This window comes from Caballeronia sp. LjRoot34, from assembly GCF_964253815.1.
GTDB lineage: Bacteria > Pseudomonadota > Gammaproteobacteria > Burkholderiales > Burkholderiaceae > Caballeronia.
Map to the genome: position 1 here is coordinate 1,487,960 of NZ_CAXUSB020000003.1, position 19,943 is coordinate 1,507,902.

Genomic DNA, 19,943 nt, shown 5'->3' on the forward strand with positions numbered 1-19,943 from the left:
AGAAACTGCACGCTGTGGACACTTAGGGTAGCGTGGTTTGAAAGCGTTTTCTTTGCTTCGTTTCTTTGTCGCTTTGGACAAAGTTAGTATGACTTCCGTGAGCAGTAAGGGCTGGCCCCCGTGACAGAGCTAAAACACGCGGGTTAGCATAGCGCCAGAGCCGTAACAGTGAGGGCGAACCCGTCACTCATAGGTTTTGTTTCCAACACGGAGGCCAGCATGCAAAACGATATCACGTTATTTGTCGGACTGGATGTTCACAAAGACTCGATTACAGTTGCCTACGCGCTGGGCAGCGGCGAAGTCGAAGTGCTCGGCAAGATCGGCACGCGCTCTCGCGATATTGATCAGTTATGCAAAAAGCTTCAATCCAAGGCTCGCCACGTAAAAATCGTTTATGAAGCCGGTCCTCTGGGCTATGACCTGCAGCGCCGCCTCGCTGCCAAAGGCTTCGAGTGCATGGTGTGCGCCCCCTCGCTGATCCCGCGCAAAGCCGGCGATCGCGTGAAGACCGACCGCCGCGACGCGCTCAAGCTCGTGCGCTCACTGCGCGCGGGCGACCTCAGCGCAGTGCATGTGCCCACCGTCGAAGACGAAGCGTTTCGCGATCTTGCGCGTGTCTGGGCCAGTACGCGCGATGCCCTCAAACGCGCCCGCCAAGCGTTAAAATCGTTCCTGCTCGCCCACGCCGTGCGATACGCGGGCACGGCGAACTGGGGGCCGGCGCATCGACGCTGGATCAGCAAGTTCTCGTTCGGCAACGCATGGCAGGACCTCGCCTTCACCGAGTTGCGCCGCGCGATCGAAGACCGGTTTACGCAGTGCGAGCGGCTTGAGTCGGCCTTGCGCGAAGCGGTGCCGCAGTGGCGCTTTTATCCCGCCGTGCTCGCCCTGCAAACCATGCGCGGCATCAAGTTCACCACCGCCGTTGGCTTGCTCTCGGAGATCGTCGATGTGACGCGCTTTGCCCATCCTCGGCAGTTGATGGCGTGGCTGGGCATAACGCCTTCAGAATACTCGTCGGGGGGCAGCCGGCGCCAGGGCAGCATCACCAAGACGGGCAATTCGCTTGCGCGAAAGTTGCTGATCGAGGCCGCCTGGAGTTATCGGCATACGGCCCGCGTGAGTCCCGAAATTCAGCAGCGTCATGAGGGCGTGCCCAAGGTGATTATCGATCGCGCCTGGGACGCGCAGTTGCGTCTGTGTGGGCGCTTTAGAAGAATGGTGGCGAAGGGCAAACTCAAAAACGTGGCGGTCGTCGCGATCGCTCGCGAACTCGCCGGGTTTATCTGGGACATCGCCCGTCTGGGCATGGAGCAGGCGATCAACAAGTCCAGAGCGGCTGTCTAAACCAGCAAAAAACAGTTTTGCAATCATCGAAAAGGCAGTTTCCTGAAGGCGGCGTAGCCCGGCATCAGAGTTACCCGCGGCATTTCTTTGCAACGGCTTATCAACGGTTCACGCCGACTTGCGCACAAAGTTAGCGGCAGGCTCACGAGACGGATCACTGTAATGCGGTAACCAACCCGCGAATATCAGATTGATTCACCGTCGAGTGTTACTGCTACGCCGCCCTCAGGAAATTGTAGGAAGAGAAAAGATGACCACAGCTAAAAACACCTGTTGACACGGAAAGTCATATCAGAAATGACGTGCCGCCACGCACAGTGGCTAATAGTGATAAAGAGAAAATCCGACTCTCGCAGACCACTAACACTGAAAGCAGCAACCCGGCACTAACCCCTGACCACTAACCCCCAGAACCGACGACCCCAACCCCTCCCCCTACCACCACCAAAACCCCGTCCACCGGCGCGAGCGAAAATAGCTTTCTCAGTGCAGCGCCACCTGCGCATCATCAATAGCAAAACCCAAAGCGACAGGATCCTGCGTACGAGTCCGCCGGTAGGCACCCGGCTGCTCCCCGGTCACGCGCTTGAACGCCTGAGCGAACGCGGACTCAGATTGATATCCAACCTGTTCCGCGGCGTCCGGCGTCGTAGTGCCGTTCCGCAGCATCGCCGCAGCCACTTTCATACGAACCAGCGTGACGAACTGCGCGGGCGGCTGGCCACATGCTTCTACGAACTGCTTGCAGAAACGCGCCCGCGACATATGCACGAAATTCGCCATTCTGTCGGTCGTCCAGCGCTCTGCTGGGGTATCGATAATCGCAGTAATCAACGGCGCAAACTCCGCGCGGCGCATCAATGACCAAAGACCGGGCGCAATGTCGTCGCGTGCAGCGACAGAACGAAGCGCGTAGAAAAACAAAAGCTCGGTCAGGCGCGCGATCAGCGGCGAAGGTGCGTCAGGATGCCGCTGCGCCTCAGCGCGAATCAGGTCGAACACGGCACGGGGACCGTCGGGCGCCGCAGTGTCGTGGCGGGCGACGATGTGATCAGGGATCAGCGCGAGCAACTGGTCGTCCAGGCCCGAGCGGAATTCGAAGAACCCACATGCTAGTCCGAGACTCTGTTGCGCCGGACTTTCGTCGGACGATAAGGGCTGCATAGAACCCGCCCGCTGACTCTCCTGACCGGCTGGCGGCGCAACGGGCAACGGCGAGAGGCAATGCGGCATGTCGTGCAGCAGGAACACGGCGTCGCCTTGCGTCAGGCGCACGCTCGTCGCAATGCGCCCCGGCTTGGCGGGCAGATGCAGCCAGCATTCTCCATGCAGCACGACATGGAAACTCGCCTGCTGATGGCCCGCCGTCGAGGCCTGCCAGCTTCCGCAATACTGGCCGACATGGAACAGCGTGCTCTTGAGTTCGAGACCGGCAAGCAGCCAGTCGGCAATTTTTTCGGCATGAAGGGGCATGACGGGATCGGCATAGTTCAGCGGTGAATCGCTATACGTACCCGTCCTGCCGCAACAATGCAAAGAACTTGTTGTTGGAACCTTATTCCGTTTCGGGCGTGTTCAGGTCGAGCGACAGCGGCCGACCCTGGTCCGCTCATCCAACCGGTTCGCCGAGATTGAGCATCAGCCGGTTGGCCCACGCGAAGATCGCAATGGAGTGAATCAGGTCGAGGATCTCGTCGTCGCTCAATCCCACATCGCGCAGCGCCCGCAACTGTGCCGGTTCAACCTGACCCGGCGTGAGCGTCAGGTCGATCGACGCCAGCACGATCGCCTTCTCGCGCGGCGACGTGCCAGCGGTAGCCGGATCGTTGAAAACCTGTTCGATAACATCGTCGCGTTTCGCCAGTTGCTCGAAACGCTGTGCATGCACGGACGCGCAATACACGCAGCCATTGACCCGCGAAACGACCGTCGATGCCAACTCCCGCTCCGCGCGCGGCAAGCCGCCCGGTGCATACATGATTGCGTTGAAGGCCGCCGAGCGCTGCCGCAGGATTTCGGGCTGATGCACGAGGAACAGGTAATAGTCGGACTCCTTCGCTTTCGGATGGCTCTCTTCGAGCACGGTGATCTGCTCGGGCGAGGCATCGGCGAGTTCCACCACATCCAGCCACGCGTCCCATCCCAGCACGCGATTCGTGAAGCCATGCGCTTCAATGATCCGGCTCATGCTGCCTCCGTTGCATTCAAGACCTGCAGCGCGCGCAAACCGGCCGTCAGGCGAATCTGATAGGAAAGAAAGGCGATCAATTGTGCAAGGGCGACTACAGCGGGCGTCGGAATGCCGGCGGCGGGCAGACGTTCCAGCGCGGCTTTATCGCCGTCTATGGGGGTTTCGATCAGTGTGCGCGTAAAGGCCAGCATTGCGCGCAAGCGAGGTTCCTGAGCGTCGATCGAACCCTGTGCGATCTGGTCGATCACGGCACGGTCCGCATTGATCGAAGCGAGCCGTTCCGCATAATGAGTCGCTAATGCAGGGGCATTCGACAACGTGCATGCATACAACGCAACAAGCAGGCGATCGCTTAGCGACAAATCGGGCAGCGCCGGATCGAATAACGCTTCGTAGCTACGCTGGGTCGCGGCGGCGACCTTGTCGCGTTTATGTCGCGTGGCGTAGGCCGGTGAACCGGGCGTAAGGCCCGCAATCCGGTCGACAATATCGGTGCTGAGATCGTAGGTGTCTGTCATGGTTGCTCCTGCCTGAAAGAGTTGCCCGCCGTGTCGCCAGTAATTTTCGACGCGCGGGAATGGACGGCTGCGTCGAGAAAGGCCAGCACTTCGCGCCACGATGATTCATCGGCGCGCGCGTTCGCAGCGGGTTCGCCGCCGCCGGTGCTGATGCGTCCGGAAACGGGATGCGCATACACGAGTTGCGTGGTCGGCACATAAGGGAAAATGATCGCGTGGCCGGCGTTATCGAAGTCGAGATGGCGCACCGGATATGCATGTTTTTCCCGTTCAAGCCGCTCTACGACCATGCGTGAGTATTCGGAGGAGGGCCACGAACCGTCGTCGGTAGCGGAGAGCAGCAGCACCGGTCCATCTGTATTCTCGACGTGAATCCGCGCCCGCTCCACCGCTTCTTTATCGAGTAACGCGGTTCGAATTGCACGTTCGTGACGATGCGGGGGCGGGCCATCGTCGAAGGGCTTCCAGCTAGCCGTGCGGTTGTTTTCCCACAGGTGCGGCAGGGGTTTGCCGTCGAGCATCCAGGTTGGACCTTCACGACCCGTTGCGGGATCGGCGGCGTTCTGTGCGCTGTGAACGACCGCGCCGGGCACATAACCGATCACCGCCTTGACGCGATCCGGACACGTTGCGCCGAGCAGCAACGCGAGTTCGCCGCCGCGCGACTGCCCGCTTACGGCAATAAAGCCGGACGCCGGTTGCAACTCGCGCGTGATCCAGTCGAGCGCGCGGCGAAAGTATTCGAGCGGCGTATTGGAGATGTAGTCAGACAGCCCGGGCGCCTTGAAGTAACCCAGCGCGAGGGCAGCATATCCACGCGATGCGTAAAGCGCCCCGCGCGGTTCATTGATGCCGCCGCCCGACCCGTTCAGCACGAGCACCACGGGATGGGGTCCGGGCGTTGCGGGCAGGAACAACGTGCCAACGCAGCCGTCAACGCGCATGTCGCGCCGTTGCACGCCGGCCGCCATCAGCCGCTGATTCAGCAGCGTGGCGCTCAGCACTTGTCCGTCTTCACCAATGACTTCGATGCAGGTAGACAACGCCTTGGAGACATCGGCGGGAAATACTTCGCGTTTGCCCGCTTCGACGGGGACTTGCGACCAGATGAGTCCCATCGCCGATACACCGCTGTAGTCACCTTCGACCGGCACATCCCGGGCAACGTCGATGACGCCGTGATCATCGGCACGAAAGACCGCGCGACTTGTCCAGACCGTGCCCGCGCCGCGTACGGTCTGCGTGCGAAGGGTCAGCAATGTACCCGCGCGCGCGCCGGTTACTGCAATGCGCCGCGCAACGTCAATCAGATCGTCGTCCGGCGTAGCCGTGATGTTGATCATGATGGCCTCAACTTCCGCTGCGCGTAACCATCATCGCGGTCGTGCGGTCGCTCACTATCGGCGTCACTTTCAGGCCTTTCTTTGCAGCCCAGATGTTTTCGTAGTGAAAGAGCGGAATGATGCCAACGTCGTCGCTTACCACCTTCACTGACTGCTGCAAGATGGCCTCACGTTTCGCTGAATCGAACTCGGCCGTGGCGGCGTCGAGCGCGTGGTCAACGGCCGGGCTGCTATAACGGCCCCAGTTCGACGAACCAATGCCCTTCTTTGGATCAACGGTGCCGAGAATATTGACGAGCGCATAGCTTGCTTCGCCCGTGCCGTTACCCCACGCAATCATGCTCACCGCAAACTCATTCTTGTTCGCGCGGCTGGCGTAACTGGCCCACGGCATGACCTCGACCTTCGTCTTCACACCAATGCGCGTCCAGAATTGCGCCACGGCCTGCGCCGTTTCGGGCGCTTGTGGATAACGATCGTTAGGCACGCTGAGCGTCAACTGGAAGCCGTCCGGGAAGCCTGCTTCGGCCAGCAGTTTCTTTGCCTGGACCGGGTCGTTCGGGATGTCCTTGACGTCCGGGTTATAACCGAAGGTCTTGGCCGGCATCCACTGGTTGGCGACCGTTGCGGCGCCCTGGAGGATGCGGTCGGTGATGGCGGGACGATTGATCGCGAGCGACAACGCGCGACGCACGCGCACATCGAGCAGCGGGTTCCTGGCCAACGGCTTGCCGGCATTGTCAGTAATGTACGGGCTCGGGCCTTCACGGAAACTTGGCTGAAGTATCAGCACACGCAGGCCCGGATACGCGAACACCGATATCTTCGGCGATTGCTTGAGACGCGGGAGATCGGAGACCGAGACTTTATCGATCACGTCTACGTCGCCCGACAACAACGCCGCCGTACGTGCCGCCGCATTGCTCACGTAGCGATAATTGACCTTGTCCCAGATCGGCTTCGTGCCCCAGTACGCGTCGTTACGCGTCATCACCACGCGGTCGCCCGGCGTGTACGAAACGAATTTGTACGGCCCTGAGCCGATCATCGCGCGACCGGAGTTGTAGTCTTCCGTCGTCGCCTTCTCGCCCACGTGCTTGCTCACAATATGTACCGATGTCAAATTCAGCGGCAGGTCCGGCGTGGGCGAGCTGGTCTTGATGATCAACGTGTACGGATCAGGCGCCGTGGCGGACGCGATAGTGCGCAGATACCCCGCGAAGGTCGCGATGGTCCCCGGCACGTTGCGGGCGCGCTGATACGAATAGATCACGTCGTCCGCGGTGAACGGCGTGCCGTCTTGCCACTTGACGTCGTGTCGCAGCTTGAATTCCCACGTGTCGTTGCCGGTTGACTTCCAGCTTGTCGCGAGGCCGGGCGCAAGGACGTTGTTGTGATTCTCGACCAGCAGATCCCAGAAGTGCAGGTCGACGGAACGGTCGCCCGCGTAGTTGTTCAGTTGCGGATCGAGCGACGAGAGCGGATCGGCAAACGCAATATTGAGCGTTTGCGCTGATGCACCTGAACTGAACAACGCCGCAGTGGCGAGCGTGGCGGTCAGCGTGGAAAGGACCAGGCGTTTCACGATGCAATTCCTTTTTATTGAGTGTGTTCTGGATTGAAACTTGGTGAGCGTCGTTTAGTGAGCGTCGTTCAGGTGACACGCGCTGACATGCCCGATGGCGATGCCACGCAAGCGCGGCACTTCGGTTGTGCAACGCGGCATGGCATGCGGACAGCGCGGATGGAAATGGCAACCCGACGGTGGTGAAAGCGGGCTCGGCATTTCGCCGCGAATAGCGGTGAAGTGCTTCTTGCGCGCATCTATACGCGGAATTTCGGCCAGCAAGGTCTGCGTGTAAGGATGATTCGGATGCCGGAATATTTCTTCCACGGGAGCGATTTCCACCACCCGTCCGAGATACATGATCACCACGCGATCCGACAATTGTTCGACCACGCCCAGGTCGTGGCTGATGAACAGGTACGTGAGATTAAGTTGCTCGCGCAGGTCCATGAAGAGATTCAGGATCTGCGCTTGTATCGATACATCGAGGGCGGCCACCGCTTCGTCGCAGACGAGCATGGACGGGTTGACCGCGAGCGCTCTCGCAATGCCGATGCGCTGCCGCTGACCACCGCTGAACTCGTGCGGATAACGGTCGGCGAGCGACGGGTCGAGGCCCGCGCGTTTTAACTGCGCCGCCACGTAGGCGTCGAGATCGCTGCGCTCGATCATGCCGTGAACAAGCGGTGCCTCGCCGACGATATCGCGGATACGCCTTCTCGGATTCAGGCTGGAATACGGGTCCTGGAAGATCATCTGGATCGCGAGCCGCGCGGCACGGAGTGCCGCCAGTGACATCGTTGCGCGGTCCTGTCCATCGACCAGCACGTCGCCTTCGGTCGGCGCGATGAGACCCGAGACAATACGGCCGAGCGTCGACTTTCCGCAGCCTGATTCGCCGACCAGCCCGACCACTTCGCCCGGCGTGATCGCAAGATCGACATGTTCGACTGCTCGTGTGACCGCTTGCGCCGCAAGCACGTTGCGCTCACGTAACCAGCGTGTTGCGGCGTTCTCGTCGCGTTCGCCGAAGCGCTGGCTGACCCCGCGCAGTTCAACGAGCGCGCGTGTTTTGATCTCGCTCATGCGGTTGTCTCCGTGCGGACATTGGTTTGCCGGCCGGGATGAAAACAGCGCACGAGATGCGTGCCATGCTCGGACGCTTGTGCGGCCGGTGAGGGTCCAAGCGCCGGGGGCGTCGAGCAGACCGACGTGGCTCGCGTGCAGCGCGCAGCGAACGCACAGCCCGGCGGCAATGAACGCAGGTCCGGCGTGATGCCTGCAATCTGCGTGAGCCTTTTGCCACGCGTGTTGAGGCTCGGCAAGCTGTCGATCAGACCCGCCGTGTACGGATGCTGCGGACGGTCGAGCACCGCATCCACGGTGCCCTGTTCAACGATCCGGCCCGCATACATCACGGCGATGTCATCAGCGAGGCCCGCCACCACGGACAGGTCATGCGTGATCCAGATCAGCGACGTGCCTTGCGTGCGCACGAGCGTTTGCACTTCGGACAGAATCTGCGCCTGGATGGTGACATCGAGCGCGGTAGTCGGTTCGTCGGCGATGATCAGGTCCGGCTTGTGCAGCATCGCAATCGCGATTGCCACACGCTGGCGCATGCCGCCCGACAATTGATGCGGATACGCGCGCAGCCGTTCGTCGGGACTGGCAATGCCCATGGCCGCCAGCGCTTCGCTTGCCTGCTCGCGCGCGGCGCGCCGGCTCACGTCGCGATGCGCGCGCACCGCTTCGATCATCTGTGCGTCCACGCGCTGCACCGGATTTAGCGTGGACATGGGGTCCTGGAACACCATCGCGATACGGCTGCCGCGCAGGCGCCGCATCTCCGCTTCGGGCAAGCCAACAAGGTTTTTCCCCTTGAACAGGATCTCGCCGCCGACCACGCGGCCAGGGGCATCGATCAGTCCCATGATCGAGAAACCGGTCACCGATTTCCCCGATCCCGATTCGCCGACCAGACCCAGCACGCGACCGCGCGCGAGCGTCAGCGAAACGTCTTCGACAGCGGGCAATTCGCCTTCGCGCGTGAAGAAGCGCGTTCGCAGATGGCGGACTTCGAGCGTGTTGTCCGCGGTATGGAAATCATGGAAAGCAGCGGCGCTCATTTCACGAACCTCGGATTGAGCAACTCGCGCAGACGGTCGCCGACCATGTTGATCGACACCAGCATGGCGAGCAACGCAAGACCCGGATAGACGCTGGTCCAGTATTCGCCCGAGAGCATGGTCTGGTAACCATTGGCAATCAGCAGTCCGAGCGAGGGTTCCGTGATCGGCACGCCGAGGCCCAGGAACGACAGCGTTGCTTCAAGCGTGATCGCGCGCGCGACTTGCAGCGTGCCGACCACGATCAGCGGCGGCAGGCAGTTCGGCAGGATGTGAACGAGCACGATGCGCCAGTTGGGGATCGCGAGACTGCGCGCGGCTTCAACATATTCGCGCCGTGCTTCGACAAGCGCTTGCGCTCGCGCAGTGCGTGCGTAATATGCCCATTCGATCAGCACCAGCGTGAGCACGACGTTGGTCACGCTCTTCCCCAGGAACGCGAGCAGCATCATGGCGACGAGGATGGACGGGAAGGCGAGCAGCAGGTCCACGAGCCGCATGATGAGGCTGTCGACCTTGCCGCCGGCGTAAGCCGCGATCAGCCCGAACACGGTGCCGACCACGCCCGCGATCACAGCCGATCCGAGGCCTACGGACAAGCTCAGGCGCAGGCCGTAGAGCATCGCTGAATACAGATCACGACCTTGTCCGTCGGTGCCTAGCCAATACGCATGCGTGCCGGCGCCGTTCATCGAACCGGGGGGGAGGCGGGCATCGAGTACATCGAGCTGCAGCAGGTCGTAGGGATTTTGCGGCGTGATCAGCGGCGCAAAAATGGCCGCGAGCACTAGCAGTATCGCGACGATCAACGCGGCCATGGCTGCGGGCGAACGGCCAAAATCCGCGACGAGCTGACGCCACGGAGACTGACGGCGTTTGAGCGCGCCGCGCACGGGCTCTCCCGTTTTGGGAATCAATGGAGCCGTGCTCATCGCGCACCCTCCAGCCGTACGCGCGGATCAAGGAACTTGTAGAGGATATCGACGAACAGATTCAGCGAGACGAACATGCAGACGACTACGATCATGTACGACAGGATCACCGGACGATCGAGTGCGTTGATGCTGTCGAGTATCAGCTTGCCCGCGCCCGGCCACGAGAACACGATCTCGGTGACGACCGCGAATGCGATGGTCGAACCGAACTCCAGGCCGATCACCGTGATGAGCGGAATCAGCGTATTGCGCAGGATGTGAACGAGCACGATGCGCGTAGGCGACAACCCCTTGGCGCGGGCAAAACGCACGTGTTCCATCGGCGTGACTTCACGCACGCCGGCACTCGTCAGACGCAAGACCAGCGAGATCTTGAAGAGCGAGAGATTCAGCGCGGGCAGGATCAGGTGGCGCAAGCCGTCGAGCGTGAGCCACGACCACTGGACGCCGAACAGGCTCGCAGTCGCGCCGCGTCCGCTGGCGGGCAGCCAGCCGAGCTTCACGCTGAACAGCATGATGAGCATCAGGCCGACCCAGAACGTAGGCAGGGAAAAGCCGACAATACTGCCTGTCATCAGCATCTTCGAGAGCGGATTGCGCGGATGCAGCCCAGCGAATAACCCCAGCGGAATACCAATCACGAGCGCCAGCAGCAGCGCCGAAACAGCGAGTTCCAAGGTCGCGGGAAGGCGTTGCAGAATCAGGCGGATCGCGGGTTCGTTATAGACGAAACTGTTGCCGAGGTCGCCATGAATCGCACTCGCGAGGAAGGCCAGATACTGTTTCCAGAGCGGCTGGTCGAGGCCCAGTTGGGCGATGATGCGTGCCCGGTCGACCTGATCGACGTCCTGCCCGATAAGGATATCGATAGGATTGCCAATCGCATGCAGACCGACGAACACGATCAGCGTCATCAGCAGCACGACGAACGCCGCCTGCGCGATTCGGCGAATGAGCCAGCCGCTCATTGGTCCTCCGCATACTGTGGCGGTGCTTCGGCCGGTTGCCATTCATCGCCGTAGAGTTCGGGTTCGGCATACGCCTCCAGTGCTGCGTAATGCTGCTCAACGTCCTCGCGATACAGGAGGCTTGCTATACCTTGGGCAAGCCGTTTTGCACCTGTGCTGATCGCGGGGATATCGCCGGAGACAGCGCCTTGCGAGAGCGACGCGGGATAGCAGAAGCAGTGGATGCGCGACAAGCCGGGGCAATCGCCGGGCGATTTCTCGATGAATTCAAATGCCGGTCCGACATCGGGCGAGTCGGACAACTCGGTATCTTCGTCGCCGGGGGGCGGTGTGTAGCGATCGGCCCAGGTGCGGATATAGGCGCTAAACGCGGCGAATTCCGGGCGCGCGGACCAGTCGACCTTGAAGCCCGTGGAGACCACGAGGAAATCGGCCGCGAAAGTGCCTCTGGGCGTGTGGATCGAGAGACCGCTCTCCGTGCTTTCAACCGACAACACCGGGCATCCAAGGTTAAAACGTGCATTCGGATGACGCGATACCCGCAACGTACTGCCGCGCGGCGGCGGTACCTGCAGGGTATTGATGTAGTGGCGGATCTTCCATTTCCACGCATCGGGCAGGGTCTGGTGGCCATGCGTGAGGCCCGGATTACCTGCCCCCTTACCCTTGTTTATGCGTGGAAGATCCTCCCGCCTAATCAGCAAATCGACGCTGGCCGCGCCCGCTTCGAGCGCCGTGGCGGCGCTGTCCATGGCGGAAGATCCGCCGCCGACCACGGCCACGCGCTTGCCGGCCAGCGTGGTGTAGTCAGTGGTGTCCGATGAATGCGCCCAGCGATTGCGCGGCAATCCTTCGACAAACTCCGGCAACGCAGGCCCGCCCAATCCGTCGCGTCCGGTAGCGAGCACGACGCGTCGCGCATAGACCTCGAAGCGGCGATCGGACGTTCGTATACTTAATACGACGAGACCATCGGCACGCGGCGTCACGGCTTCAATAGTGTGTCCGTTGCGGACATCGAGTGCGAGCACGCGGCGATACCAGATCAGATATTGCATCCATTGCAGGCGGTCGATCTTGTCGAGCGCTTGCCATGCCGGCGTGCCGAATTGAGACTCGAACCACGCGCGAAACGTCAACGCAGGCAGCCCTAAAGCGGGGCCTGTCAATTGCTTCGGTGAGCGTAGCGTTTCCATGCGGGCGGTCGTGGCCCAGGGGCCCTCCAGTCCCTGCGGCGAGCGGTCAAAGATAATCGCCCGCACGCCCAGCAACTTGAGCGCGGCGGACGCGGCCAACCCCGCTATGCCGCCGCCGATCACCGCGACGTCCAGCACTTCGTTACCGTTGTGCGTCTTGCCCGGCACCCATTCGCGCGCGGGCAATTCGAGCAGGGACAGGTCTTCCGCGAGGCGCGCTTCGAGCGCCGCGAGGCCGGTCGGATGTGTCGATGATACGTTTTTGTCGAGGCTCACGTCGCGGGCTCTTCGGTCGGATTAGGGGTGTCTTCGGGCTCGCCGTAAAGCGCTTGAAGAATGGCGCTGTGCTGGTTTGCCTCGTGGAGGACAAAGTCGGGCAGGATCTCGGCGGCAGCTTGCGCCAGTGCTTGAGTCGCGGCGAGGGCCGCTGCATTCGGCGGCCGGAACTCAGGTGTGATGACGCCGAACAGGAACGCGATGCGGATATCCAGCGGACGGATCACTACGCCATCGACAGGCAATCCAAGTGCGGTCACCGGCTCGAGCACGGCGAGGCCGAGTCCTGCGCGCACCGCGCCGAGCGCGTTCAGCGACGAGTTGGTTTCGATCACGCCGGCCGTGCGCACGCCCGCGTGCGCGAATGCCGAGTCGAGCCTTGGCCGCAGGCGGTAAGGGTTCTGCATTGTGACGAGCCGGCGATTCGCAAAATCGCTCAACGCGATGTGCGGCGCGCGCGCGAGCGGATCGTCGGCGCGCACGGCGGCAACACACGCGGCTTCGCCAATCCAGTGCACGAGCACGCCGCGATGTTCGAGGGGCAGGCTTGAGACACCTATATCGACGATGCCGCTCAGCACGGCATCGACTACCTGTTCGGGGGCGGCGCTACGCAGATGCACGGACTCGAGCGGATGGTCCTCGTTGAGCAAGGCTAGCGCGCGAGGCACAAGCCCGGCGGCAAGCGCCGCTGTGGCGGCAATGGTGAGCGGAGGTGGTGCTTGCCGTGCGATCTGTTCGGCGCGCAATTTCACCTGACGCAAGCTTGCCAGCGTGCGTTCGACGTCCTGGTAAAGCTCGGATGCCTCGCGCGTGGGTGCAACACGCGGCCCGAAACGCTGGAATAGCGGATAGCCGATTTCGGCTTCCAGCTCCTGGATCGAGCGCGATACCGCGGGTTGCGAGCGCCCGAGCAAACGCCCGGCGGCAGTGACGCTTCCGGCGGACATGACAGCGGCAAACGCTTCCAGTTGACGGATTTCCATGGGTGCGCGACGGTCGACCGGTTAGATCGATGAATGCATAAAACGCATTCTTACGCGCCTAGCATGTAAAATGCAAATGATCAAAAATGCTTTACATAGTGCTCGATCTGGGAAGCTGCTGCAAAGGGCCGCGGGTGCTCATCAGAACCGCTTGGCGCGACCGACCTCGAATGCTGCAAAAAGGAAAACGCCGGCGCGAATGGTTTATCACTACAGCTCTATTAAATTTTTTTAACGTTTCAGCGACCCATTGCAAGCGCTAGGCGAAACGAGCGTAAATATCAAGAGAAAAATTTTTCGCCAATCTCACCCAAACGCTGCGAAAAAACGATATTGGTCGAGGCAGATTTCAAGGCATCCCAATGCACCTTATCAAACGCTTGATCAGGGATTGAATCAGTTTGTTCGGTGTACTGATACAAGTTTGCAACAATTGATAAAGCATTGATTGCAGGACGTTAATTACAAGTGCCTATCAGGCGATCTGCCAGTAGGACAATCGGAAACCCAGGAGGTAATTCATATGTCCGACGAAAAAATACCGGCTTCCGTGAGCAAGCGTAGAGAGTTTCTTCGGGGTGTTGTCACGGTGGGCGTTGCATCAGGTTTAAGCGCGGTAGGCGGCGAGGCGCTGGCGCAAGGCGCCTCGCCCGCCATGCCAACCGGGATTGGTTCAAAGCCACCGACCAAGGCAACGCTGGAAGCAAATTCGGTTTATGCCAATCAATTAGCTTTCAATGACACCCAGGATTTCAAGGATGCGAGCCGTGGTTTGATCGCCACGTTGCCTAGCCCCGGCATTATTCCGAGTTCCAAGGGCGGCGCGGCCTGGGACCTGGGGCAGTTTGCGTTTATTACGGGTGGTCCGGAAAATAACGCACCGGATTCAGTCAATCCCAGTCTTTGGCGAAATGCCAAGCTGAACATGAATCACGGTCTGTTCGAAGTGGTTGACGGTATCTGGCAGGTCCGGGGTTATGACCTTTCGGTGATGAGTATTATCCGCGGGGATACCGGCTGGATTGTCATTGATCCTTTGATGACCGCGGATGTATCGGTTGTAGTATGGAAGCAACTGGTAATACCGCATCTTGGCGACCGGCCGATTACGCACGTTATTTATACGCACAGCCATGCGGACCATTATGGTGGCATCCGCGGTATTGTCGACGAAGCCGATCTGAAAGCGGGCAAGGTAAAGATATACGCTCCGGCTGGGTTCACCGAGGCTGCAGTGGGCGAAAACGTCATCGCGGGTAACGCGATGAGCCGGCGGGCCGCGTACATGTACGGCAATTTGTTGCCGCGAGGCGTGGACGGTGTGGTCGACGCGGGACTGGGCAAAACGACGTCCATTGGCGCGATTACGTTGCTGGTGCCGACCGACTTCGCCACCGAGACTGGTCAGAAGCTGACGTTGGATGGCATTGAAATGACGGTCATCATGGCGCCGGAATCCGAGGCGCCGTCGGAATTCATGTTCTACATTCCGAAATACAAGGCATTCTGCGCCGCTGAAGACGCCACTCACACGCTGCATAACCTGTATACATTGCGCGGTGCAAAAGTACGCGATGCCTTGTTGTGGTCGAAGTACCTTCAGGCTGCTATTGATATGTTCGGCAGCGACATGCAGGTGTTGTTTGCTTCGCATTACTGGCCGACGTGGGGTAATGACCGGATCATTGCCTTCCTGAAAGCGCAGCGTGACATGTACCGGTATTTGCATGACCAGACCATGCGCCTGGCCAATACCGGCTACACGCCTCTTGAGATAGGGGAGATGCTGCGGTTGCCTGACACTCTGGCAAAACAATGGTACTGCCGTAGTTATTACGGCACTGTTTTCCATGATGTGGTTGCGCAATACAACTTGCGCCTGGGCTTTTTCGATGGTGTGCCCGCAAATCTTCATAGATTGCCGCCTGTTGAGAACGGCAAGCGTTACGTGGAATTTATGGGTGGCGCAGATGCCGTCTTGCAGAAGGCGCAGAAATACTACGACAAGGGCGAGTACCGCTGGGTTGCTGAAGTGGTGAACCACGTTGTGTTTGCCGATCCACAAAACGTCGCTGCCAAGCACATGCTCGCTGACGCGTATGAGCAACTTGGTTACCAGTCGGAGGCATCGAGCTGGCGCAATTTCTATCTGACTGGCGCCATGGAACTGCGTAATGGCGTGCATAAGGTGCCGTTTGGCAGTTCACAAAGTCCTGACACGATCCGGGCGATGCCGCTGGAAATGTTCCTGGATTACCAGGGTGTTCGCTTGAATGCAGAACGCGCGGCGGGCAAGTCGATTTCATTCAACTTCATCATGACCGACACGCAGGAGAGTTATCTGGTCGGTGTGGAGAATTCGGCGCTGCACTACTCGAAGGGCAAGACTTCGGACACCGCCGACGCTTCCGTGACCATGTCCCGGACCGATCTTAACGACGTGATGATGGGCGTCACGACGATGCAGAAGCAGATTATTGCGGGCAAGGCGAAGATTACCGGCAACACGCAGAAGCTGGGGGAATTCGTATCGTGGCTGGATAACTTCGACTTCTGGTTCAACATCGTGACGCCATGAGGCCCATTTAGGTTCATGCGGCGCTTGCAAAGGAATTGAGACAATGTGCTCTATCTGTGACCTCAAGATTGAATTTAATGTGGATCATCCCGGATCGCTGACGGTGGCGGTCGCCACTCGCGAAGCGATTGATGCGGGGGTGCTGCCGGAAAAAGTTTTCGATGGTCCGCTAGCCAATGTGAAGTTGCGCGTGGCGGCCATTGATACGTTGAAAGCGTTGCAGCACCGGCTCGAGTCGTCCATGCCGGTGAGCGAGTTGATGGCGCTGCCGGATTTCTATGTTTTGCTGATTGAAATAGGGACGTGGGGATTTTTCCATGCGACGGAGACCGGGTTTGATCCTGACTGCAGTCCGGAGCCGCCTGATGTGACTGCGGAAAACCAGGAGGACCGGGACGTCGTCTTTATTGCAACGGAAATTGCGATGGAGGCGGTGATCGAGGGTAGGCTTTCGCTAGAGAAGGCCTTTGCGGACAACCTGATCGTGCTGGACGCGGGGGCTGCGCATGCAGCGTTGCTGCATGCGGCGCTCAATACGACGTTCCCGGTAGAGAGCACGGAGCGGGTTACGGTTGAGGTTTGAACAGAGCGGTACTGCGGCATACCCGTGCCGCAAGTACCGCTGATGGTAGGCTGCGCGCTGCTCCGGGTACGCGTATCGGAGGGCGGTTCTCCGCGGATAGCGCGGGGTGCCCCTTGGGCAGGTTCAATCACTGGTGGCGAAGCGTGTGGGTATCCGTGTTCGGAGAAAGAGGGGTTCACACATCCTCCGCTCTGGCGAGCACCGTGCTTTTGGGGCACCTATGAATCAAAACTGCACGCTGTGGACACTTAGGGTAGCGTGTTTGAAAGCGCTTTCTTTGCTTCGTTTCTTTGTCGCTTTGGACAAAGAAATGACGTGCCGCCACGCACAGTGGCTAACAGTGATAAAGAGAAAATCCGACTCTCGCAGACCACTAACGCCGAAAGCATCAACCCGGCATCAACCCCGACCGTCCGCCCCGAAGAACCCCAGCCCAAACCACCCCAGCCCAAGCCACCCCCTCAAGTGCGAACGTCCCTCAAACGGCCATACACAAATACTTGATCACCAGATAGTCATCGATCCCATACCGCGACCCTTCTCGCCCGAGCCCTGACTGCTTAACCCCGCCAAACGGCGCGACTTCGTTAGAAATGAGTCCGGTATTAATCCCGACCATGCCATATTCCAGCGCTTCGGCGACACGCCAAACTCTACCGATATCGCGGCTATAAAAATACGCGGCTAATCCAAACTCGGTATCGTTAGCCATGCGAATCACTTCGTCATCGGAAGAAAACCGGAACAACGGTGCGAGCGGCCCAAACGTTTCTTCCTTCGCGATCTTCATCTCTGAAGTCACTCCAGCCAACACGGTCGGTTCAAAGAAGCCGAACCCAAGCGCGTGCCGCTTGCCGCCAACTACGACCTTGGCGCCTTTGTCCAGCGCGTCATGAATATGCGATTCGACCTTCTGCACGGCGGCGTCGTTAATAAGCGGTCCGAGCAAAACCCCGCTATCCAACCCATTGCCCACCGTGAGCTTCGCAACGGCCGCGCCCAGCTTGGCGGAAAATTCGTCATACACCCGGTCATGAATATAAAACCGGTTCGTACACACGCAAGTTTGCCCACTGTTGCGATACTTCGACGCAATAGCACCCTCGACTGCGGCATCAATATCGGCGTCATCGAAAACGATAAACGGCGCATTGCCGCCCAGTTCCAGCGACACTTTCTTGACCGTCGGCGCGCTTTGCGCCATCAACAGACGGCCGACCTGCGTTGATCCTGTGAACGACAGCTTCCTGACGATAGGATTGCCAGTCAGCTCGGCGCCGATCGACTTCGGGTCACCCGTCACGATATTCAGCACCCCCTTGGGCAACCCCGCGCGCTCGGCCAGCACGGCCATGGCGAAGGCGGAAAACGGCGTTGCCTCCGCGGGCTTGACGACGATCGAACAACCGGCTGCGAGTGCCGGACCTACCTTGCGCGTGATCATCGCGCTCGGAAAATTCCACGGGGTAATAGCCGCGCAGACGCCGATCGGCTCCTTGGTCACCACGATGCGTTTATCGGCGGCGGGCGATGCCAGCGTGTCACCCGCGACGCGTTTGCCTTCCTCCGCGAACCACTCGATAAACGATGCCGCGTAGACGATCTCACCCCGCGCTTCGGCGAGCGGCTTGCCTTGCTCGCGGGTGAGGATCATGGCGAGATCATCGGCGTGTTCCAGCATCAGTTCATACCAGCGGCGCAAGACGGCCGCACGTTCCTTCGCGGTCTTCTTGCGCCAGAGCGGCCACGCGGTGTTCGCCGCATCGATCGCGCGACGCGTTTCCGCCGCGCCCATCCTGGGCACATGACCGAGCGACTGACCGTTCGCCGGGTCGATGACTTCGAAGGTGGAGGCGTCGTCGGCGCCTTGCCACTCGCCGTCGATGAACGCGTCGTGACGCAGCAGCGCCGGGTCTTTTAACAGCATGGGTGAACGTTGCGCGCTCATGCTGCGACCCCCACTTCTTCTGTCAGGACACGTTCGAGAATAGCGAGTGCTTCATCAAACACGGCGTCCTGAATGGTCAGCGGAAACAGGAACCGGATCACGTTGCTGTACACGCCGCAGATCAGCAAAAGCAGGCCACGTTCAAGCGCCAGGGTCTGCACGCGCTTGGCGAAAGCGGCATCGGCTTCGCTGGTGCCCGGCTTGCAGAATTCAACGGCGATCATGCCGCCGGGGCCGCGCACATCGGCGATCTGGGGTACGTCTGCCTTAATCGATGACAGCCGCGACTTCAGCTTGTCGCCCAGTCGCACGGCACGCTCGCAAAGCTTCTCTTCATCGATGATCTCAAGCACCGCATGCGCCGACGCCACCGCCAGCGGATTGCCGGCATACGTGCCGCCAAGACCACCGGGCGCTACCGCGTCCATCACATCGGCACGGCCGACCACGCCCGACAGCGGCATACCGCCCGCCAGGCTTTTGGCGATGGTCATCAGGTCCGGCACGACGTCGTAATGTTGCATCGCGAACAACTTGCCCGTGCGCGCGAAGCCGGTTTGCACTTCATCGGCGATCAGCAGGATGCCGTGGGTGTCGCAGAGCTTGCGTAACGCGCGGACGAATTCCACGGGTGCCTGATAGAAACCGCCTTCACCCTGAACCGGTTCGAAGATGATCGCGGCAACGCGCTTGGCCTCGATATCCGCCGCGAAAAGATGCTCGATAGCGCGCAGCGAATCTTCCGTCGTGATGCCGCGCAGCGGGTTCGGGAACGGGGCGTGGAATACGTCGGACGGGAACGGCCCGAAGCCGATCTTGTAGGGTGCTACCTTGCCCGTCAGCGCCATGCCCATGAACGTGCGGCCGTGGAACCCGCCCGTGAACGCGATCACGCCCGGCCGGCCCGTCGCGGCGCGCGCGATCTTGATGGCGTTTTCGACGGCTTCCGCGCCGGTCGTGAAGAACGCGGCCTTCTTTGCATAGTCACCGGGTGCGCGCGCGATGATCTTCTCGGCGAGCGAAACATACGATTCGTAAGGGACGATCTGATACGCCGTATGCGTGAAGCGCTCGAGTTGCGCGCGCATGGCCGCGACAATTTTCGGGTGCCGATGTCCCGTGTTGCAAACCGCGATGCCCGCCGCGAAGTCGATGAAACGGCGGCCTTCCACATCCCACAGCTCGGCGTTTTCCGCACGTTCGGCGTAGAAATCGCACATCACGCCGACACCGCGCGGCGTGGCGGCATCTTTGCGGGCTTTAAGGTCGGCGTTCTTCAGGGTCTGGCTCACGGGCATCGCTCCTTGGCGGGTTTTTAGGCGGTGCCTCGACTATAGTAAGATTTGGCTCTTTCAATCAGAGCCATTTCCGCGTT

Annotated in this window: 16 protein-coding genes; 3 read left to right on the forward strand and 13 right to left on the reverse strand. The window is 60.3% G+C overall.

Going from position 1 to position 19,943, the window contains the following annotated elements; genetic code table 11:
- Positions 1-219 precede the first annotated feature (219 nt).
- A complete protein-coding gene (locus tag ACSQ36_RS37590; RefSeq protein WP_436181324.1) occupies positions 220-1,350 on the forward strand; it encodes an IS110 family transposase in 1,131 nt (376 codons plus the stop codon).
- A gap of 483 nt (positions 1,351-1,833) precedes the next feature.
- On the opposite strand, the gene ACSQ36_RS37595 is transcribed toward ACSQ36_RS37590, so the two are convergent.
- The 11 genes from ACSQ36_RS37595 to ACSQ36_RS37645 all read right to left on the reverse strand — a co-directional run bounded on the left by ACSQ36_RS37595 (position 1,834) and on the right by ACSQ36_RS37645 (position 13,459).
- On the reverse strand, positions 1,834-2,823 hold the full coding sequence (locus ACSQ36_RS37595) for an AraC family transcriptional regulator (RefSeq protein WP_436186033.1): 990 nt from the start codon (positions 2,821-2,823) through the stop codon (positions 1,834-1,836).
- A gap of 136 nt (positions 2,824-2,959) precedes the next feature.
- On the reverse strand, positions 2,960-3,538 hold the full coding sequence (locus tag ACSQ36_RS37600) for a peroxidase-related enzyme (RefSeq protein ID WP_213765945.1): 579 nt from the start codon (positions 3,536-3,538) through the stop codon (positions 2,960-2,962).
- Positions 3,535-4,059 (reverse strand): CMD domain protein, encoded by a 525-nt coding sequence (locus ACSQ36_RS37605; protein ID WP_436186034.1) that lies wholly within the window; start codon positions 4,057-4,059, stop codon positions 3,535-3,537. Before ACSQ36_RS37605 ends, ACSQ36_RS37600 begins: the two co-directional genes overlap by 4 nt.
- A complete protein-coding gene (locus ACSQ36_RS37610; protein WP_436186035.1) occupies positions 4,056-5,402 on the reverse strand; it encodes an acyl-CoA thioester hydrolase/BAAT C-terminal domain-containing protein in 1,347 nt (448 codons plus the stop codon). Before ACSQ36_RS37610 ends, ACSQ36_RS37605 begins: the two co-directional genes overlap by 4 nt.
- Positions 5,403-5,409: 7 nt before the next feature.
- Positions 5,410-6,987, reverse strand: a complete 1,578-nt coding sequence (locus tag ACSQ36_RS37615; RefSeq protein WP_436186036.1) for an ABC transporter substrate-binding protein — start codon at positions 6,985-6,987, stop codon at positions 5,410-5,412.
- A 54-nt stretch (positions 6,988-7,041) separates the two neighbouring features.
- A complete protein-coding gene (locus tag ACSQ36_RS37620; RefSeq protein WP_436186037.1) occupies positions 7,042-8,055 on the reverse strand; it encodes an ABC transporter ATP-binding protein in 1,014 nt (337 codons plus the stop codon).
- The gene (locus ACSQ36_RS37625; protein ID WP_436186038.1) at positions 8,052-9,098 is read right to left on the reverse strand and encodes an ABC transporter ATP-binding protein; all 1,047 of its coding nucleotides are present in this window, start codon (positions 9,096-9,098) and stop codon (positions 8,052-8,054) included. The genes ACSQ36_RS37620 and ACSQ36_RS37625 overlap by 4 nt, the downstream gene beginning before the upstream one ends.
- Positions 9,095-10,030 carry an ABC transporter permease gene (locus ACSQ36_RS37630; RefSeq protein ID WP_436186039.1) on the reverse strand — a complete coding sequence of 312 codons (936 nt, stop codon included), beginning with the start codon at positions 10,028-10,030 and terminating at the stop codon, positions 9,095-9,097. The genes ACSQ36_RS37625 and ACSQ36_RS37630 overlap by 4 nt, the downstream gene beginning before the upstream one ends.
- Positions 10,027-11,001 carry an ABC transporter permease gene (locus tag ACSQ36_RS37635; RefSeq protein ID WP_436186040.1) on the reverse strand — a complete coding sequence of 325 codons (975 nt, stop codon included), beginning with the start codon at positions 10,999-11,001 and terminating at the stop codon, positions 10,027-10,029. Before ACSQ36_RS37635 ends, ACSQ36_RS37630 begins: the two co-directional genes overlap by 4 nt.
- Positions 10,998-12,473 (reverse strand): NAD(P)-binding domain-containing protein, encoded by a 1,476-nt coding sequence (locus ACSQ36_RS37640; RefSeq protein WP_436186041.1) that lies wholly within the window; start codon positions 12,471-12,473, stop codon positions 10,998-11,000. The genes ACSQ36_RS37635 and ACSQ36_RS37640 overlap by 4 nt, the downstream gene beginning before the upstream one ends.
- Positions 12,470-13,459, reverse strand: coding sequence for a LysR family transcriptional regulator (locus ACSQ36_RS37645; protein ID WP_436186042.1), 990 nt, complete (start codon positions 13,457-13,459; stop codon positions 12,470-12,472). Before ACSQ36_RS37645 ends, ACSQ36_RS37640 begins: the two co-directional genes overlap by 4 nt.
- 523 nt (positions 13,460-13,982) lie before the next feature.
- Here ACSQ36_RS37645 and ACSQ36_RS37650 point away from each other — a divergent pair.
- A complete protein-coding gene (locus ACSQ36_RS37650; protein WP_436186043.1) occupies positions 13,983-16,037 on the forward strand; it encodes an alkyl/aryl-sulfatase in 2,055 nt (684 codons plus the stop codon).
- Positions 16,038-16,080: 43 nt separating this feature from the next.
- Entirely contained in the window at positions 16,081-16,620 is a 540-nt protein-coding gene (locus ACSQ36_RS37655; RefSeq protein ID WP_436186044.1) for a hypothetical protein, read from the forward strand.
- 478 nt (positions 16,621-17,098) lie between these two features.
- On the opposite strand, the gene ACSQ36_RS37660 is transcribed toward ACSQ36_RS37655, so the two are convergent.
- Together ACSQ36_RS37660 and gabT are read right to left on the reverse strand one after the other, a co-directional pair.
- A complete protein-coding gene (locus tag ACSQ36_RS37660) occupies positions 17,099-18,568 on the reverse strand; it encodes an NAD-dependent succinate-semialdehyde dehydrogenase (RefSeq protein WP_436186045.1) in 1,470 nt (489 codons plus the stop codon).
- Positions 18,565-19,848, reverse strand: coding sequence for a 4-aminobutyrate--2-oxoglutarate transaminase (gabT, locus tag ACSQ36_RS37665; RefSeq protein WP_436186466.1), 1,284 nt, complete (start codon positions 19,846-19,848; stop codon positions 18,565-18,567). Before gabT ends, ACSQ36_RS37660 begins: the two co-directional genes overlap by 4 nt.
- Between the last annotated feature and the right edge of the window lie 95 nt (positions 19,849-19,943).

Excerpts from the sequence above, each read along its gene's own strand:
- ACSQ36_RS37590 (WP_436181324.1), top strand. The coding sequence starts at position 220 with ATGCAAAACGATATCACGTTATTTGTCGGACTGGATGTTCACAAAGAC.
- ACSQ36_RS37595 (WP_436186033.1), bottom strand. The coding sequence starts at position 2,823 with ATGCCCCTTCATGCCGAAAAAATTGCCGACTGGCTGCTTGCCGGTCTC.
- ACSQ36_RS37600 (WP_213765945.1), bottom strand. The coding sequence starts at position 3,538 with ATGAGCCGGATCATTGAAGCGCATGGCTTCACGAATCGCGTGCTGGGA.
- ACSQ36_RS37605 (WP_436186034.1), bottom strand. The coding sequence starts at position 4,059 with ATGACAGACACCTACGATCTCAGCACCGATATTGTCGACCGGATTGCG.
- ACSQ36_RS37610 (WP_436186035.1), bottom strand. The coding sequence starts at position 5,402 with ATGATCAACATCACGGCTACGCCGGACGACGATCTGATTGACGTTGCG.
- ACSQ36_RS37620 (WP_436186037.1), bottom strand. The coding sequence starts at position 8,055 with ATGAGCGAGATCAAAACACGCGCGCTCGTTGAACTGCGCGGGGTCAGC.
- ACSQ36_RS37625 (WP_436186038.1), bottom strand. The coding sequence starts at position 9,098 with ATGAGCGCCGCTGCTTTCCATGATTTCCATACCGCGGACAACACGCTC.
- ACSQ36_RS37630 (WP_436186039.1), bottom strand. The coding sequence starts at position 10,030 with ATGAGCACGGCTCCATTGATTCCCAAAACGGGAGAGCCCGTGCGCGGC.
- ACSQ36_RS37635 (WP_436186040.1), bottom strand. The coding sequence starts at position 11,001 with ATGAGCGGCTGGCTCATTCGCCGAATCGCGCAGGCGGCGTTCGTCGTG.
- ACSQ36_RS37645 (WP_436186042.1), bottom strand. The coding sequence starts at position 13,459 with ATGGAAATCCGTCAACTGGAAGCGTTTGCCGCTGTCATGTCCGCCGGA.
- ACSQ36_RS37650 (WP_436186043.1), top strand. The coding sequence starts at position 13,983 with ATGTCCGACGAAAAAATACCGGCTTCCGTGAGCAAGCGTAGAGAGTTT.
- ACSQ36_RS37655 (WP_436186044.1), top strand. The coding sequence starts at position 16,081 with ATGTGCTCTATCTGTGACCTCAAGATTGAATTTAATGTGGATCATCCC.
- ACSQ36_RS37660 (WP_436186045.1), bottom strand. The coding sequence starts at position 18,568 with ATGAGCGCGCAACGTTCACCCATGCTGTTAAAAGACCCGGCGCTGCTG.